The sequence below is a fragment of the Cognaticolwellia beringensis genome (assembly GCF_002076895.1).
GTDB lineage: Bacteria > Pseudomonadota > Gammaproteobacteria > Enterobacterales > Alteromonadaceae > Cognaticolwellia > Cognaticolwellia beringensis.
This window is the reverse complement of sequence record NZ_CP020465.1, coordinates 3,645,516-3,663,760: the sequence shown is the minus strand read 5'-3', so window position 1 is coordinate 3,663,760 and position 18,245 is coordinate 3,645,516. Positions and strand designations below refer to the sequence as shown.

The window sequence follows — 18,245 nt, the reverse complement described above, 5'->3', positions numbered from 1 at the left end:
AATATAACCCTACTACCCGTTTATATTTTTATTTTCTAGCCTCTCTGGTGCTATTGCCCACCATACAAACCAAACGAATATAAATTGAAATGGTAGACGAATATATAAAAACAACTCTGATAAGTTTTTATACTTTTCGGGGTGCAAAGCCATATGTATATTAGCCGGATAAACCGCAATAATTAATGCGATTAACCCATAGCCAGCAAGCAAACGTGTTTGAGGAATTAAAATTCCGATGGCACCTAAAATCTCTAACACGCCACTAACAAGCACAAATTCTTTGTGATACCCCAAATAATCGGGCATCGCCATCATAAAAAAGTCAGCTACAACAAAGTGCGCTATACCACCCGTGAGAAAGAATAAAGTAATAACTAAAAGTGGAGTACGAGGCATTTATTTTTCTCCGTAAGATATTTCTCAGCACGAATAGGAACTACCATGCATTTTTTATTTACGTTAAATCAGCGCTTAGCCTTAATGAGTGGCTTGCTTATATGCACGCTCAACTTTTCAAAGTGAGACATAAAATATCGTCTGAGCCAATATATGTTAAACATGCTGATCAATAAGAATTGAATTACCATCAGGGTCTACAAGAGAAAAACTCGAAGGACCACTTTCACCATTAATGGATTTTTGTATTATATCGACGCCTTGGGCTTCAAACGTTTTTAATAGCTCTCTAACATCAGTAAATGACTCAAGTGTTTTGCAATTTTCATCCCAACCTGGATTGAATGTCATAATATTACCTTCAAACATTCCTTGAAATATACCAAGGGTATGGTCGCCGTTTCGCAATATTAGCCAGTTTTGTGATTGCTCTCCGCCTACAACGTCGAAGCCTAATTTTTGATAAAATACTTTTGATTTTTCAATATTTTTCACTGATAGACTTACTGAAAAAGCACCTAATTCCATCTTAAACTCCTCGTTTAATGTTGACACTAAAACCTTAAAGTAAAAAAGTTAGCTAAAAGTGTGGAAAAAGGAAAAAAGCTAACTGGTTTCTAATATATTAAGGGAAACAAGTTAATATAGCCTCCCAACTAATTATTTGCTTTATATACTCGACGTAAAACCTTAGGTGATATTAAATCCCCTTTAGCAATCCTACGCATATTTATCTCTCTAAATTTAGTTAACATCGCTGAATTTGCAAAGTAAGATTGGCCGTTTAGCGTTATGGCGTCTTCAGTAAAGTAAACTTTTAACATTTTATTCTGTTTTGAAGACGATAATAATAATACATCAGCAATCTCAATATTAACTGGCTTTTGGCTTGTTCTCCCCGTTAATACCGCGTTATCAATAAAGTGCTTTATTGAATTAAAGTTTTCCCACCTAGCATACATAATGGCACTATCTTGTTGCTGGTTTAACCAATAAATAGAATTTACCGCTTGAATTGTACTGGTGTTATAAACCTCATCACTAGCAGCTAAGGCTATATTGGATAGTAGAATTAAACACAAAAATATAAACTTAATCATTTCCACTCCCTGAACATATAAAGAAGGTAAAATGTACCCTAACGATACGTTATAAATTAGTTTTATTATTTATTCAAAGTAACAAACGAATAACATTAATTTCTATAATAAAAAGATAAATAATAGCTAGAGGGGGCTGATTTATGGCGTCAGACGAGCAATGAAGTGTTGCGCCTTCACCGCTTAATTTTGGCTTTAATCAGCATCTGCCATTTCAGTAATAGCTAAATAAGTTCAGTTATAACTTTATTAAACGACTTAATATAAAATTTACTTATTACTACATGAACAACCGATACTTTCATCATTATTATTCCACTGGGAATACTGACGAAAAGCGTTGGGATTATTGATATTAGCTATTTCACAACTATTTTTTATTTGATTACAAGATGCGGCATTATAGCCAATGTTACTATTGGTAACGTCCTCAAGAAAAAAGTGTCCAACATCCCTTGTTGAACAACTACTCAGTAATAGTGCTGCTAAGATGATTAATAACTTCATACATATCCTTTGTATTAACTTCATAACTGTATTAATTGCAAAAGCGGCGAAAAATAAATTGGCAATTTTTTGTATTTAAGAAATACAATTAAACATATTTTCCGCCCTTTTGTTAACGCATTAACTATCTAATTTAAAATAGATAACTTCTTTTCAAGCTGTTTTATTTTTCTTTTTTTATCTTTAATTTTTGCTTTATATTTGAAAACTTTATCGCTTTTTTTCTGTTTTACAGCTTTATTGAGATCAGCCTCATATTCAGTGACTTCTGCTTTGGCCTTGGCAATATCTTCAATTAGCTCATCCTTAAGCCCATCGTTGGTACAATGCTCTTTTACCTTTTCAAGCGCTTTTGTTAATCTAGTAGCTTTAGGCTTATTATCCTGATTACCTGCAATAACAAGCTTTTTTTCTAGTTCACAGATCTTCTTATCACAACCTTTCATTTTCTCGCAACTTGGCGATGCGAGGGCAGAAATAGACCCACCGAAAAAAAGCAATCCAACAATGGTAATTGTTGGAACTGTCAATAGCTTATAAGACGTCTTGGTCATCATAGTTCTCCAATGGTAGTAAAATAGGAACAAGCCTGTTCAATTAGTATTCTTTGTTAATCGTAACACTCTAACTGCATTGATTTTTTTAAACAATAAAAAACGTTTACATTATGGGTGAAGTTTATTCTCCTCATTCAGCGCTAATAATAGTACGCGCGCTCAATACTGATTTTGTTTTGGCTAATGTTTTGGCTCATATAGTTGTATAGATTAACTTAGGTGCGTGCTTTTGAAAGTGAGATAGAAAAATACTTAACCATTATTAAATATGACAATTCAACGAGACTGAACATAACAAGAAACCAAAAAAAGCGTGTTAACACATGAAACACTAGACATATATAAGCTAGCTTTACTCATGACATTACCTTAGTTGACTATCTTTACTGCCTCGACGATTAATACCAACGGTGTCAGCTTCCTTGCTTTCAAATGTAGATTGGCAGGTCACACAAAACTGCACTCCTGGAACAGCTACACGTCTAGCCTCTGGAATAATCGCACCACATTCTTCGCAAAACGGCGCACTATCGCCAGATTTAATATGGCTTCTCGCTAGCTCAACGGCGTCTTCAACACTAGCATCTATTTGTTCTTGCACTGCGCCGTCTTTCGCCCAACCACCGGCCATATTTTGCTCCTAATCGTTATTAACAAACATTAATATAAAGAATAGCACCTGATAAAAGCATAACGCCTGTTCCTATAAAACGATAACCCCATGTAGCAGTATAGTATGAGGCCGGCGACAACGACAATTGCAGCACTTAACTTTTAAACCTCATTTATAATAGAACAATGACTTAATTCAATGGCTATAAAGTAGACTGCGAGCTTGTACATCGAATAAGCTGACAGCCCGATATATCTTATAATGGGCTAGGCATTTTTTGGTGCAAACATAATAATCGCCATACCAACCAAAGCGACTACACCACCGACAATATCCCACATTGTTGGTTTTACACCATCAACTACCCAAAGCCATAATAAGGCTATAAATATGTATACACCTCCATATGCGGCATAAACACGACCCGTTGCAGTTGGGTGAAGCGTTAGTAGCCAGGCAAATAGAGCGAGGCTGAGCGCTGCTGGTATTAAAAGTAATATACTCTTATCCTGCTTAAGCCAAAGGTAGGGTAAGTAGCACCCAACAATCTCGGCTATCGCAGTAATAGCAAAAAGAGCGATTGTTTTAAATTCAAACATGAAATTCCTTGCTTCGGTGCGAATGTATGAGCCTAAATAACGGGCTAAATAAAGCTTGTTTAAAATTGCGCTGTAATGGGGAACATAGCCAACAGCTATATGACTTTGCTGAGTTTCTGGTTTAATCCGCAGTAACTTAAGGTTGGCCAGCACAAAACAAATTATTGCCTGAATATAATATCCAGTAAGATCTTTTGCTTTGAATGGTGCATTAATATCAATCGATGCGTATTACTATTCAAATAGCTCTTTGTAAATAGTTCGTATATTAAAAAACCTAGAACAATATTATCAAATACATTAATTATTATCGAGATAATCGTCACGAGCCAAAACAAAGTATACTCAGTAGTTTCGACTAACTTAGTTATCCTAGAACCTCAACGCCATGTAGATTTAGCGTTTTAACGATCCGATGGGTTTACTTTTTCTGATGATTTATCTGCAACATTATTAACAATTTGAGGAACAAACCTTTCTGAGAAACCGGCAACAAATGACCAAAATAGGAACTTTGCAAAATCTTGCCCCGTTAGTGGATATGTTTTGGTGAACAACTCAATCATAAAGTTAGCATCAGGGACGGAGCCAGAAGGTTTTGGAATATAAAAATTAGGAAACATATTTCCTGAAATAATTCCGGCAAGAAAAATACAGTACAAAACTAAAGAAAATACACCGCCAAAGATAGGAACTAATAGAATTTGAAACCAAGAATTTGTTAGTAGCGTAAGCTCTTCGTCAGATACGTTTTTAATTCGCTGCTGTATGCTTACAAATCCCCCTATGATTCCACACACAAAACCGAGCCATGTCATCATTAATCTTCCATTAAAAAAGTAACTAATACCGAAAATGACACTAAATACAAGCAAAGAAATAGCGGTCATGACGATCAATCGCTTAGTTAATGTATGAATATTTGCGATTCTATCCATATTGCTCCTTAAATCAATTCAATAACAACGCTTTGTAGTTTTTACCACTGCTGTCTGATACTTGAAAAACTCATTTAAGTTTGGGACAAAATAAGAAAATTAAACTCATTTTAAAACTTGGCAGGAAACGATAAAACAGCATAGAACCATAGTCATTAAATGCTATTAAAATGAAAACAACTCTTCTTAATTATTTTTCGAATAGATACTCAATTGGCATTATGAAAAAAACATTTAGCTTTATATTAGCAGGGTAGCTGCATATATCCACTACCACGTTAAACACTACCCTGCCCTTAGCCTATTTAACTAAGTTAAATTATTCATTATTTTGCTTTGTAGAAGTAACCCTGAGATATATAGTACCAAGCATTGCGGCAAGTATTGAACCTATCAAAATAGCTGTTTTTGCATATTGCAGTTGCTCTGGCTGACCATCGAAACCTAACATGGCAATAAAAGTAGACATGGTAAAGCCGATACCTGTTATTAGCGAAGCCCCAACAACGTGTTGAAAATTAATCTTATCAGGTAAACTTCCTAGCTTATAGCGTAGCGCTAACCAACAAGCTCCAGAAATACCGATAAATTTCCCCAGCACCAAGCCAAAAATAATGCCTAAACCAATCGGATGTTGCAGACTATCAGCAAGTGAGCTGAAACTAAATATTACGCCTGCATTGGTTAACGCAAATAGCGGCAAAATAAATAATGATACAGGTAAGTGCAAAGCCCCTTCCCATCTACGTAGTGGCGTACTAGCCTCTTCGGCAACATCGCGTACTTTTAATACTTTTTCGTGATCTTCCTTGCTGCCAAGCACATCTACCGATTTGGGCTTTTTCTCCATCGAATTTATAATCGACTTTGCTTTATCTAGCAGCTTACCTGATGCTAATTCTGGACGTGCAGGTACGGTCAGGGCAATGGCGACACCAGCAACCGTAGGGTGAACGCCAGACTTAAGCATCATCAACCAAGTTAAAATACTGATGGTGATATAAAAAAGCGGTTGTCGCACACCAGCATAACTAGCCAGGCCTAAAAAAGCGATCAGTGCAAACGCACTCGACAAATGCATAACAGATATCTGCTCGGTGTAAAATATAGCAATAACCAATATCGCGCCAACATCGTCAACGATAGCGAGCCCAACAATAAACGCTAACAGACTGGCAGGTATGTGTTTTCTTACAATGGTGAGCACACCTAGGGCAAAAGCGGTATCGGTGGCCATGGGTATACCCCAACCGATTTGTGAATCAAGAGAGTAATTGAACATTGAGTAGATTAATGCCGGACAAATCATGCCTCCTAAAGCACAAAGAATTAGCATGCGACGATTTTCGGGTTGCGCGAGATCGCCCACTAAAACTTCACGTTTAATTTCTAGTCCGAGTAAAAAGAAAAATATCACCATCAAGCCATCATTGATAATGTGTTTAAGTGAAGCTTTAAATTCTAAATCTCCAAAAAACAGCCCAACAGGTGTGTGCACTAAATTGAAATAGCTAGCTGAATATATTGAGTTTGCCCACCATAAAGCAACAATTGTAGAAAGTAAAAGGAACAAACTGGAGGTTTTTTGGGCACGAATAAAGCTGGAAAGTTGTGGCTGAATGTTGTCCAAGCCACGTTCTAATAAGTTTTTAGAGTCTTTAGACATTGAGTCTCCCTAATCAATTGAATTAGCTAAAAAGAAGTGAAAGTTGGCCTTAAAATATAGTTTAATTTAATGTGATCTTTGCCTTTTACTCAACTAATTTATAAATTTAGCGCTGTAATAGCAAGTAAGCTCATTAGGAGCATATCACGCATAATGTAAATCATCTCATCAGTAGTCGCTAATATTGACTGTTTCTATAGCGAATTTCACTGTGAGTGTCGAGCGTTTATCAAGCGACTATTTGAGTGACACACCCGCAGCTTGTAATCTTGATTTAACATTTTCCAAACAGAAGTCGTATCGTTGCCAATTTCCAACAGACTGGTTATTAATCGGACTTCTAACTTGAACCGCACTAGCAGTTGCCACGGGTGAGCTGTTATTTTCAATATCCACTAAGCTGTCGTGCCATGATAATTGGCAAAAGTTAACCAAGTTTTTAGCCTCTTCAACCGGTGAATTAACTAAGCTTTGGTAGTTCACCACATAAAAATTCTGTGGAAACTTTTCACGCCAAAAAGCAATAATATCTTTAAAAAGCAGATAGTATTCTGCCGTTGTTTCCAGATCATAAGCATAGTTGTAATATGAAAAATTGACTGAGAATAACTGTCTAAAGTTGCTGACAATTGAGTCTAAAGGGTTTCGGTCTAAGCAAACAATTTTCGCATTTGGAAAAGCCGACACTATAAAGCCAACATAGAGAAAATTAAGCGGCATTTTATCAACAAACCTTGCAGTATCGCCGGTAATAACTCGGGTACTGTCAATATAGCGTTGGGCAAGCGTTTTGAAATCGATATTGCAGGCTGCATCTATAGTGTCTGGATCAATAACATATGGCGATTGAGTTGCTGATAATTCCTTGACTAAAAGGCCAAAATTTTGCAACTCACCTGCACTAGTAACATCTCGATGATTCGATAATATTCGCTCAACTAATGTGGTGCCTGAGCGTGGCAAGCCTACGACGAATATTGCTTCGTCTGATTCATTGCCAATTGGGTTTACTTGCGGTGGTTGATTAAAAGCAGACTTTAAGCGAGTAAAAATTTTCTTGTCATCTTCAATACTGTAATTTAACTGCGCAAGCTTAGCCTTTTTAGCTTGGCTCAACGCTTGATAAGCTTGTTGATAATTTTTTTGTTTTTCGTGGATCCGCGCTTGAGCATGACCAATATACAAAGCATCATCGGGTTGTAACGTATTGGTTTGTAAATTAAGTATGGTATCTTGGTATTTAGTATCAACATCGCCAAGGCTAGCAAGTGATGAATAAGCTTTATAATACGTTGGCGCTAAATCGATGGTTTTTTCAAAAGCGAGTTTTGCTGCATCAAAATCACCGGTAAACTTTAACGATACCGCCAAATTAAAATGAAAATTGGCATTGTTGGGTGCTAATTTAACTGCTTTTTCGAAATTCTTAATCGCGCAATGGTGTAAACCCATCTTGCTGTAAACCACCCCAATTGTATCTAATTCTAAGGCACTTAACTGAGCAAGTAATTCTGCCTTTTCACATTGTTGTTTAGCTTTTACGTAATCATTGGTTAATACGAAGTGTTTGGCTAAATGTGCAATATATTCAGCACGCTCAGGCGCTAGTACAATGGCTTGTTCAATAAGCACAATAGCTTTTTTAAAATTGTTGTGTTCACTGGCAATAATCGCTAATAAAAAGTAGCCATCAGCGTAGAATTTATCAAATTGCAATAGTTCAATAATACATTGGTGCGCCAACTTATATTGCTTAGTTTCAATATACTTTTGTGCGGTGCTAATTTGTTTTGAAATATTCATGCTAATGACACTTTTTGAATAAAAAAAAGGTATTACCCCACTTTATTAGAATAATACCTGATGTAAGTCGTTTAATCTTTACAAGTCAAACATATACTCAAAGCGCACGCCAACTGTACGTGGTGTGATCAAGTAATGACCATAGTTACGCTGTAAACTGGCATCGTTAGAGTTCATTTCTGAATACTTAGCTAAACCAATATCACCTTTGTCTCTACGCACTGAACTAAACGCATATTTGTCAAACATGTTATCAGCGTATAAAGTTACCGACCATTCATCTTTCGAGAATCTTGCCGAAATATTGCTTAACGCATAGCCAGGTAATGCTTCGCCATCAGCACGTAAACCTACTTTAGAGTACACGTCACTTTGATAAGTTAAACCATAGTTTATATCTAATAGCGTATCATCAAATACTTCAGTTGAATAAGTAGCGCCAAATGAGAACTGGTGCTCCGGCGTACCAGGTAAGCGATCACCATCTTTACCGTCGTAATAATCTTGCTCAACACCGGCGTCAATTTCACCTTGGTTTAATACTTTAAACAAAAAAGGTGCATCTTTAGTAAGTTCTGCATTGGTATAAGCATAGGTTGCATAGGCTATCAAGCTGTCTGACAACATGGCTCGGGTTGATATTTCCACACCTCTAGATTCGGCCGTTGCTGCATTACTGGTAATGATTTGTTGACCGTAAAAAGTAGCTCCTGCAACTTGAGCATTGTCCCATTCAACTCTAAACAAGGCAGCATTAAAATGGAATTTATTACTAAACCAAGTACTTTTAAAGCCTAATTCATAGTTAGTCGTCGTGTCAGCTTCATAAAGTGCTTCATCAGCTAATGCACAAACATTTTGTATGTCTGACTCGGCTATATCATCTGGACAAGCAGCAACACCGTTAGCGCCACCCACTCTGAAACCTTCACTAATGGTGGCGTATGCCATTACGTCATCACTAAATTGATAGCTAGCATTTAACTTAAATAAACTACCGTCATCAGCTGCCGTTGGTGTGCTTTTAAAGTCTAGGTTAACTTCATCTGCAGCATAGTCTTCAAATAAAGTGTAATACAAAGGTAAATCAATGGCAGAAGATGAATTAACTTCATAGTCATAAAAACGAGCACCGGCCATTACCGTTAACTTATCGGTTACGCTGTAAGTTATTTCACCAAAAATGGCTGATTCGGTAACTTCTTCGTTTACTATCGAAATATACTCTAGTGCGTCTGGACGGTTTTGATTTGCGCCCCAATTATCAACCGCATATTGAGCAAAACCAGGCGTGTACTCACGACTGTCTTCAGTTTTTTCAAACTTATTATAGTAACCACCGACAATCCACGTTAATGGTGAATCAGCCGTAGAAACTAAACGTATTTCTTGGGTGAAGTTTTCTGCGTCATCAACTTCACGAGTAAATGTTGAAAAACCTGGAAACTCTTCATAGCTGTAATCTAAACGGATTAATAAATCAGTTTGGTCACGTTGGCCATCTGCTTCAAACTCTGAATAACCCGTTGCAGAGGTTAATTCAGCGAAACCTAAATCTACCGTTAATTCTAAGCTGAGTAATGAATCTTCTTTTTCTCTCGGCTCATCGTAACGGTAAGCTGACTCATAATCGCCTATCACGTTAGATAATGGATTAGTCGCACTTAAGCTGTTGCCATGTACGATAGAGCGACCACCAACATTTTGCTTTTGGTAGAAGTAAGATAACGTCGCATCAAAAGTGTCATTTGGCTGCCAGCGAATCATCGCTTTAGCTGTGGTAGTTTGCTCGTCATTCGCGTCTTTGATCTGTTTTAGATTAGTGCTTACAGCATCAGCGTCAGTCCAATCTGGATCAGGCAATGAAACTCCACCTTCACGCACAACATAATTATAATCAACATAACCCGGTTCATTTAAATAATTAAAAGCAAAGCGTACGGCTAATTCATCATCGATTAATGGCGTGTTAAAAACAAAGCCAGCTTCAGCGCCGTTATCATCACTTTCTGATAACGAGAAAATATCACCGTAAAGCGAACCTGATGTTTCGTCTAATACCGGCTTGTTCGGTAAGTAACGAATAGCACCACCGAGTGTACCTGCACCATACAAAGTCCCTTGTGGGCCAATTAATATTTCAACGCGCTCAACATCTATTAGCTTCATATCCACAACCAATGGAATTTCGCCAATGTAAGTCGCTACTGTGCCGCCGTCAGAGGCTGGGCCTGCTGAGTTAGTATTTAAACCGCGAACAATAATAGGTGAACCTTCACGACCACCTTGGTCAGCAACACTTAAACCCGGTACCCAACGTGCAACGTCAGACAACTGGGTAATATTTTGATCTTTCATAACATCACCGTCGAGTGCGGTAATGTTTAACGGTGCTTCTTGCACGGTTGATGCACGGCGCGATGCGGTAACTTGAATACGCTCAATGCCTTCTACAGCTGTCTTTTTATCAGCTTCTGCTGCGTAACTATAAGTTGGTATAGCCAGTGCAGAGCTAAGAGCCAAACATAGGGCAGATTTTTTAAATATCTGCGAGTTATTTACATTCATGGGGTCTCTCCTCAGTGTTTTTTATCTGGCTGTTAGCCAATTTTTTTTTAGTGTTATACAGATTTTTTCGTTAATGTGTTGTTAAATATTTTCATTTAGTAAGAAAAAAATTAAATTGTGTTATTTTTCACAATATTTAGTTTATTCCTTGAACGTCTAGCTCAAAATAACACCAACACTTAGCATGGCCATTACCAGCAAAACTATCATCGCCAATAAAGGCAAAATAAATCTCAGCCAAGTGCTATATGAAACACGGCCCATCGCCAGCCCGCCCATCACAATGGCAGAAGTTGGAGTAACTAAATTGGGTAAACCTGATGCGGCTTGATAGGCTGTAACAACCAATTCGCGCGGCACATTTGAGAAATCAGCAAGTGGCGCCAAAACCGGCATTGACAATACCGCTAGCCCTGATGATGAAGGGATTAATAATGATAGAAACGACTCAACCCAATAAATGGTATTAATAAAAACAATCGGTGAAAGGTCACTTAGAAAGCTTTCAGCATAATATAAAAAAGTATGAGTAATATTCCCTTCATCCATCACCACCACTAAGCCACGGGCTAGCGTAATAATGAAGGCAACACCTAGTAGCTCTTTCGCACCTTCAACAAAACTTGAGGTCAATAATTGTTCTTTCATTCTCGCTACTACACCTACGACTAGGGTTGCAGCAATAAAGAGCGCTGAAATTTCCGCCATCCACCAATCATAATAAGAAACGCCAATTACCATGGCGACAAAGGTTAACAATAAAATGGTTAACACCAGCTTTTGCTGAAGAGATAAAGACTTGTCTTGGCTGGCGGTTGAGGTATGCAGAAAATACTTTTCGTCCGCTACTTTCTGGTCAGCTACCAAAGATAGTTCTGGGTTGTTTTTAACTTTTTTTGCGTACTTCATTACATAAACAACACAAAGTAGCCATGCGAGAATTAAGATGACAATTCTTAACGCTAAGCCATCAGTAAAGCTAACTTCTGCGGCATTAGAGGCAATAATAGTCGCAAAAGGGTTTATCGTTGACCCCAAGGCGCCAATACCAGCCCCAATCATTACCACAGCAACACCGGTAATACTGTCATAACCAGCCGCGATCATTACTGGAATAACTAAGGTATAAAAAGGTAAAGTTTCTTCCGCCATACCAATGAGCGTGCCCCCTAAGGCAAACAAGCCCATCAATGTTGGGATCAGCCAGATTTCTCGACCTTGCAGTTTTACGGTAATTTGACCAATGGCACTATCAATACTTTTGGTTTGATTAACGACGCCAAAGAAGCCGCCAATGATTAACACAAACAACGCAACATCTATCGCTCTTGCCTGATTTGTACTTGGGTCATAGAAGCCTTTTATCGGCGCTAATAAAACGGCTTTTATCCCTTGCGGGCTACTCTCAACTTGATGGTATGAGCCAGAAACAGGCACTAATTTACCTAATAATTCATTGTTGGCCATATCATATTGGCCAGCAGGTACTACCCAAGTGAGCGCTGCAATTAACACTATCAATAAAAACAATATTGTATATACAGAAGGTAGTTTAAATTTCAGCATGTTAGTAAGTACCTAGTTCATTATTCATTAAGATTATTTAGCTTATTTGAGCGATGACTTCAGACGCTGACATATTGCTCAGGCCCATTTTTTCAAGCGTTCGACCACTTTCAAAGTAATTATCACTATTCAATGCACTGGTTAAGTGCAACACAGAGTTAACAATAGGTACCTCTACATTCAACAGTTTGGCAAATTCAGCACAAGGCACTAGTAAATAAGGGGCATCTTCAGTGATATAACGACTACGCGATGAATCGGGCGCAGAGTTTACACTACTATGGGTTGTAGAGGTTTTATTAAGTTCATAAACACTGGTCGCCGACATACCATAAAGTTCATTCATGGCTTCTAACTCTGACTTTAGATTCAATTTTAGCGCACGGCCAACGGCTAAGCGCTCTTGATCTAAAATTTCACACGCATTCGCCGTTGCGGTTGAACAACAATCTGTGTAGTAGTTAAATTTGCCCGGAAAATTTTCAAGTAAGCCGATATTGAGCAAAGTCATCAACGGGTGACCGCCAAAATTGATGTTTTCCATGCCAGCAGCAATAACATTTTCTAACGGCGTTAATTGTAGGGGAAAAATGGCTTGTAATTTTTTTATACACTCAGCAGTGCGAGACGCTGGTAACGCCGCAACAGGTAGAAATGCTTTCATACCGAAAATAGCTATTTCAGCATTACCGGTAATACGGGTTGCCCATGGAATTGAAATAGCGTCGACAAAGGTAATATCCAATGACGCATAACCTTCACTATTTTTTATTTTCGTTAATGCTAAAGAGCCATAATTACCTGGCATAAGCACGATGGTTTGCCCCGAAGTTAAGAAGGGTAAGAGTTCTCTAAACAATGGCCCTTGTGCAAACGATGGTACAGGCAACACTAGCACATCTGAATATTCAACAGCTTCTTGCACATCAGTAGTAACAAGGTCGATATGCTCAAAACCGCTATAGTCTAGTGTCGTGCTACCGTACTCATTTAATGATTTAATGCCGCCTTCGACAGAAATAGCATGAATTTGTTCATCGAAGCCTTTCGAGCCATAAAGTGCAACTTGAGCGCCATGCTGAGTAAAATGAAAAGCTGCTGTTAGCCCGGCATTACCAGCACCAAAAACAGAAACCCGAGCTTGCCCGTTATTATTACTTTGATTTTCAACCACGTTTGAAGCCTACTTTTGTTAAATCAATCTAGAAACTTGATTTAGACTTTATTGGGCAAGTACGTTCTTGTCTAATGCCATTATGAAACCTAGCTATGTTCAAATGTTATAGACAAGAAGTGAAAATTAAAAAATAAAACTAATAAACAAAGAGTTAATGATTTACATTTAATAACAAAAAACACAAAAGAATGTTCAGCTGTTATATTTAAGACCGAGTGAGAACGATCCCAGCTTGTTCTGCTTGCAAGAAAAACAAGCTTATAAAGTTATCTACCACCTCAGAACGTGTGCGCAATGACGGCAATAAAATAAAAAATCGGAAAGGTATATTAGGTTTAAATGGTTTAATTGTTACACCGGGATGCACGTCGACAGCATATTGTGCGGAGAAAGGATCAACAATAGACGCCCCTATACCTTCACCAACGAGCGTGGCAATCGCACTGGCTAGAGAGACTTCAACCACTTCTTTTTGTTTGACTTTTTTCTTCCTAAAAGCGCTATCAACTAACTGCTGAGTATCATCTTTTTCACAACTAATTAATGACTGTTCCGCCAACAATTCAGGAGTAATAACCGATAAATGCGCTAATGGACTATTCGGAGGAAGTATACAGACACAATTACATTCAATAGCAATACGGGTAACGCCCTCTGTGACTTCTGGTAACAAGGCAAAACCGATATCACAAGATTGTAATGCGGTACGACGTTGTACTTCTTCTGAACGATAGGTTTTAAGTGATGTGGATATATCCAGATGTTCCTTGAGAAACTTAGCCAAAATTTTCGGTAAAAAGTTTGCCGAAAGCATCGGAAAGGCAGCAATATGCAAACTACCATGATGACTATTTTTGATATCTTGTGCACAATCAGACAATGACTCTATCGCGGAATACGCCTTAGAAACCTCTAAATAAAATGCCTGACCTTTATCTGTTGGCAATAGCCGGCCTTTAACACGTTGAAACAGTTGGAAACCAACATTTCTTTCTAAACTGACGATTAAGCGACTAACAGCCGGTTGCGTGATATGAATAAAATCTGCGGCTGCCGTCACCGTACCTAATTCATAAACCGCCTTAAATGCGTTTAATTGTTGAAATTGCATTTTGCCTCACTGTAAATTAATACGGATTGAAATAATGATCGACTTTAATAACTTGCGAGCATGAAAGTGTTGAAGAAACCGATATAAAAAGCGCTTTAAAGTTTGCCGATAAAGTGGCCAATAGAATACTTATTCTTAACGGATAACGCCAACCTAATTATGTTTTAAAAGACGCTAGCGGGTTAAGCCACTCATGCCAATTTTTGTTTTAAACTATTAATTAAACAATTAAAATAACATATTGATTATAAAACACTAAAACGCTTAGTTCATGATACACTGCCGGATCAGTTGTTGATTACAGCTAGCTTGCTTGTGATTAAAGCCAACGAGCAATATTGAAGCGGTATCAAATTGTATAAGTACAGCCATAAATGCTAGCTTGGAATAGACAATAAACCTGTGGCTAACAGTAACCTTCAAGTAAGCATTATCCCCAAACAATAAAAGGCTATAGCGTGAGTATTCTAACGGTTGAGTATATCAGTAAAAGCTTTGGTGCATTACAAGCTGTCGATAATGTCAGCTTTGAGATTAACCAAGGTGATATTGTAGGTTTTTTAGGGAAAAATGGCGCGGGTAAATCGACGTTAATGCGCATTATTACGGCTTTTCTGGCGCCATCTTCTGGCAGAGTTTTCATTGATGGCGATGATATTACTAAACACTCGTTAGCCATTAGACAGAAAATTGGTTATCTACCCGAAACACCGCCTTTGTATAACAACATGACGGTGTTGCAGTATGTAAAGTTTGCCGCTGAAATAAAAGGCGTTTCATCGAAAAATCAAAAGCATCAAATAGCAAAAACATTAGAAGAATGCCAATTAGCGCACGTGAAACACAAAATCATTTCAACGTTATCTAAAGGCTACAAACAAAGAGTGGGTATTGCACAAGCGATCATTCACGAACCTAAATTACTTATTTTAGATGAACCAACCAGTGGTCTTGATCCCATGCAAGTTCAACAAGTGTTAGCGTTAATTAACCAACAACGCGAGCAACGAACAGTATTGCTCAGCACACATACCTTGCCTGAAATTGAAAAAATAGCGCGACGCATTTTAATGATAAAATCTGGTCAGCTTATTATAGATGAACCCTTGGATACCCTACTCAAAGGTAAAGTGCCCCATGATAATAAAGCCTCCCCTATGACCTTAGAGCAAGTATTTATTAACCACCACCCAGCGCCAACGTTGACGCAACATTTAAGTAATTTATGATGAATAAAATTATTGCACTGACCAAAAAAGAGCTGCATGGCTATTTTAGTAGTCCTGTCGCTTACATCATCCTCATCGCATGCCTGTCATTGTTTAATGTGCTTTTTTTTATGCTGATAGAGCAAAATAGAGAAGTGTCGTTACGCGATATTTTCCAAGTCATGGAGTTTATGTTTATCTTCATTATCCCCTTATTAACCATGAAGTTATTTTCTGAAGAAAAGGCTAATGGCACCATGGAGTTTTTACTTACGGCGCCTTTGACACCGAGCATGATCGTTTTAGGCAAATATTTCAGTATGCTAATTTTTTACTCGTTATTAATTGCTGTAACCAGTGTTTACTATTTTATTGTTGAATATTATGGTGAGCCGGACCCTTATAGTATTTTATCAGGTTATATTGGTATTTGGTTAGAAGGTGCCTTTTTTATCGCTATAGGTTTACTGACCTCGTCATGGACGCGTAATCAAATAATTGCCGCTATGACCTCTTACGTTATTCTATTTTCACTTTACTTTTCAGTAAGCTTTACAAAGTATTTTACAGGATTTGCAGAAAGCTTTCTGATGCAATTAAGCACTCGTACACATCTTGAAAACTTTGCAGTTGGTGTTATCACAGCCAGCGATGTTATCTATTATTTAGCCGGTATTGTACTTTGCTTGGTATTAACCACTTTAAGCATCAACCATAAGTTGTGGCAATAAATGACCATTAAAAACAATCATATTTTACAACTGAAAAAACTATTGCCCGCGTTAATCGGTATAACGCTTTTTAGCTTTATATTAGGTTTGTCGCTATTTTATATCGATGCACAATTTTCCTTACTGTCCTTCAACCTAGCCAGTTGTCTGACACTTGGTGGTGCCATCGTTTTTATAGTCTTGCTGATATTAAACAACAAGCTTAATGATACGACTACGCTAGGAAAAAATAACCAAAGTGCTATTAGTGGACTTTCCATCGCCCAACAATGGAAAAAACCCTTACGTATTTTCTCTATGATAATGGCGAGTTTAGCGTTTCTTGCGATTAGCCATTATGCGGCCAATAGCATAACGACTCGATGGGATGTTACAAAAGATGAGCAACATACCTTAACAAAAAACACCATAGAATTTATTAGCACACTTAAAGAAGAAGTCGAATTAACCGCACTATATGTCGGGTTACCGCCAAAATATTTACAAGATTTATTTAATGAATATGAAAGGTTATCTGCAGGGCTTATTAGCACACAAATAATAGACCCAATAGATAATATTTCATTCGCTGCTAAGTTTGGTAATGTGGTTAGTGGCCGTGAGCGCAAGGTTATTGTGCAATCAAGTAATGGCCGTAAAGACGTAGACTTTAGCGATGACGCACTAACGGAAGAAAAACTCACTAATGCCATTGCCCGTGCGAGTAGTCCACCAAGGCAAGTTTACTTTCTTGTTGGCCATGGCGAATATTCAATAACAAATACTGACCATGTCGGCTTATCAACCTTTAAACAATTATTGGCCGATAACAACATAGAAAGCAAAACATTGATGTTAGGTATTACCCAGTCGATCCCTGCTGATTGTGATGTGCTGATTATTGCTGGTGCGCGTACCGAGCTTACCGTACAAGAAGATAAGTTAATTGTTGATTATTTAACAACAGGTGGCGATGCGCTATTTCTAATTGAACATACCACAGTTACCACGCCTGATAAGCCCCTAACGGCAGAGCAGTTAGCAGAAAACCCGTCATTAAATAGTATTATTAATCACTGGGGGCTTAACGTTAAGTCAGATATTGTGGTTGACTTAACTAACCATGTTGGCGACGATGTTGGCAGTCCCGCCACCAAAAACTATCAACAACATAAAGCCATTACCGAAGGTTTAGATTATACCTTTTATGTTAGACCACGCTCCATTGAAATGTTAGCGGAGCGACGCCCAAGCATTAAGTTAGCGGTCATAGCGTCTACCGCATCAAAAGAAAAAAGTTGGGCAGAAACCAACAGAAATTTAGCCATTCAATATGACCAAGGCATAGATACCCCGGGCCCAGTGCCAATTTCTTATGTTGTGCTTGAAGAGCACAAAGCTGAGAATACTGTGCCAAATCCCCTTCCCTACAAAACGAACACACCTCGTTCAGACACTCGTATCATTGTATTTACCGACGCTGACTTCTTAACCAATGTATATATTAATCAATACAGTAATGCCCAAATGGGACTAAATATTGTCAATTGGTTAGCCGAACTAGACTATCAGGCTTTTGTGCGTACAAAAGCGATAAAGGTTGAACGTTTAGACTTAACCAGCCAACAAAAACGCCAGGTTGTGGTGATATTATTCTTCACCATATTTTTCTTTTTTATTATCGGAATTGTGGTTTGGTTAAAGTCAAAACAGCGTTGATTTA

17 protein-coding genes are annotated in these 18,245 nt (G+C 37.9%); 3 read left to right on the top strand and 14 right to left on the bottom strand.

Going from position 1 to position 18,245, the window contains the following annotated elements:
• Positions 1 to 12: 12 nt before the first annotated feature.
• The 14 genes from B5D82_RS15395 to B5D82_RS15335 form a co-directional block, all read right to left on the bottom strand.
• The gene (locus B5D82_RS15395; RefSeq protein WP_081152763.1) at positions 13 to 399 is read right to left on the bottom strand and encodes a DoxX family protein; all 387 of its coding nucleotides are present in this window, start codon (positions 397 to 399) and stop codon (positions 13 to 15) included.
• Positions 400 to 555: 156 nt separating this feature from the next.
• Positions 556 to 927, bottom strand: coding sequence for a VOC family protein (locus B5D82_RS15390; RefSeq protein ID WP_081152761.1), 372 nt, complete (start codon positions 925 to 927; stop codon positions 556 to 558).
• Between the two features lie 128 nt (positions 928 to 1,055).
• Entirely contained in the window at positions 1,056 to 1,499 is a 444-nt protein-coding gene (locus B5D82_RS15385; protein WP_081152760.1) for a hypothetical protein, read from the bottom strand.
• 270 nt (positions 1,500 to 1,769) lie between these two features.
• Positions 1,770 to 2,006 (bottom strand): hypothetical protein, encoded by a 237-nt coding sequence (locus tag B5D82_RS19925; protein WP_157673912.1) that lies wholly within the window; start codon positions 2,004 to 2,006, stop codon positions 1,770 to 1,772.
• A 128-nt stretch (positions 2,007 to 2,134) separates the two neighbouring features.
• Positions 2,135 to 2,563 (bottom strand): DUF1090 domain-containing protein, encoded by a 429-nt coding sequence (locus tag B5D82_RS15380; protein WP_081152758.1) that lies wholly within the window; start codon positions 2,561 to 2,563, stop codon positions 2,135 to 2,137.
• A 364-nt stretch (positions 2,564 to 2,927) separates the two neighbouring features.
• A complete protein-coding gene (locus B5D82_RS15375; protein WP_081152757.1) occupies positions 2,928 to 3,194 on the bottom strand; it encodes a DksA/TraR family C4-type zinc finger protein in 267 nt (88 codons plus the stop codon).
• Between the two features lie 248 nt (positions 3,195 to 3,442).
• The gene (locus B5D82_RS15370) at positions 3,443 to 3,775 is read right to left on the bottom strand and encodes a YnfA family protein (protein WP_081154542.1); all 333 of its coding nucleotides are present in this window, start codon (positions 3,773 to 3,775) and stop codon (positions 3,443 to 3,445) included.
• A gap of 404 nt (positions 3,776 to 4,179) precedes the next feature.
• The gene (locus B5D82_RS15365) at positions 4,180 to 4,713 is read right to left on the bottom strand and encodes a hypothetical protein (protein WP_081152755.1); all 534 of its coding nucleotides are present in this window, start codon (positions 4,711 to 4,713) and stop codon (positions 4,180 to 4,182) included.
• A gap of 319 nt (positions 4,714 to 5,032) precedes the next feature.
• On the bottom strand, positions 5,033 to 6,379 hold the full coding sequence (gene nhaA / locus B5D82_RS15360; protein ID WP_081152754.1) for a Na+/H+ antiporter NhaA: 1,347 nt from the start codon (positions 6,377 to 6,379) through the stop codon (positions 5,033 to 5,035).
• 237 nt (positions 6,380 to 6,616) lie between these two features.
• Positions 6,617 to 8,182, bottom strand: a complete 1,566-nt coding sequence (locus tag B5D82_RS15355; protein WP_081152752.1) for a tetratricopeptide repeat-containing sulfotransferase family protein — start codon at positions 8,180 to 8,182, stop codon at positions 6,617 to 6,619.
• 78 nt (positions 8,183 to 8,260) lie between these two features.
• Positions 8,261 to 10,729 (bottom strand): TonB-dependent receptor, encoded by a 2,469-nt coding sequence (locus B5D82_RS15350; protein WP_081154540.1) that lies wholly within the window; start codon positions 10,727 to 10,729, stop codon positions 8,261 to 8,263.
• A gap of 177 nt (positions 10,730 to 10,906) precedes the next feature.
• Positions 10,907 to 12,316, bottom strand: coding sequence for a YfcC family protein (locus tag B5D82_RS15345; protein ID WP_081152751.1), 1,410 nt, complete (start codon positions 12,314 to 12,316; stop codon positions 10,907 to 10,909).
• 37 nt (positions 12,317 to 12,353) lie between these two features.
• Positions 12,354 to 13,490 carry an NAD/NADP octopine/nopaline dehydrogenase family protein gene (locus B5D82_RS15340; RefSeq protein ID WP_081152749.1) on the bottom strand — a complete coding sequence of 379 codons (1,137 nt, stop codon included), beginning with the start codon at positions 13,488 to 13,490 and terminating at the stop codon, positions 12,354 to 12,356.
• A 208-nt stretch (positions 13,491 to 13,698) separates the two neighbouring features.
• Positions 13,699 to 14,604, bottom strand: coding sequence for a LysR substrate-binding domain-containing protein (locus B5D82_RS15335; protein ID WP_081152748.1), 906 nt, complete (start codon positions 14,602 to 14,604; stop codon positions 13,699 to 13,701).
• 458 nt (positions 14,605 to 15,062) lie between these two features.
• On the opposite strand from B5D82_RS15335, the gene B5D82_RS15330 reads away from it, so the two are divergent.
• From B5D82_RS15330 to B5D82_RS15320, 3 genes are read left to right on the top strand one after another with little or no spacing between them, the layout of a single operon-like run.
• Positions 15,063 to 15,833: an ABC transporter ATP-binding protein gene (locus B5D82_RS15330; RefSeq protein ID WP_245807486.1), complete on the top strand. Its 771-nt coding sequence runs from the start codon at positions 15,063 to 15,065 to the stop codon at positions 15,831 to 15,833.
• A complete protein-coding gene (locus B5D82_RS15325) occupies positions 15,830 to 16,543 on the top strand; it encodes an ABC transporter permease (protein WP_245807485.1) in 714 nt (237 codons plus the stop codon). Before B5D82_RS15330 ends, B5D82_RS15325 begins: the two co-directional genes overlap by 4 nt.
• Positions 16,544 to 18,241 carry a GldG family protein gene (locus B5D82_RS15320; protein WP_081152745.1) on the top strand — a complete coding sequence of 566 codons (1,698 nt, stop codon included), beginning with the start codon at positions 16,544 to 16,546 and terminating at the stop codon, positions 18,239 to 18,241. It abuts the gene before it with no gap.
• Positions 18,242 to 18,245: the final 4 nt, after the last annotated feature.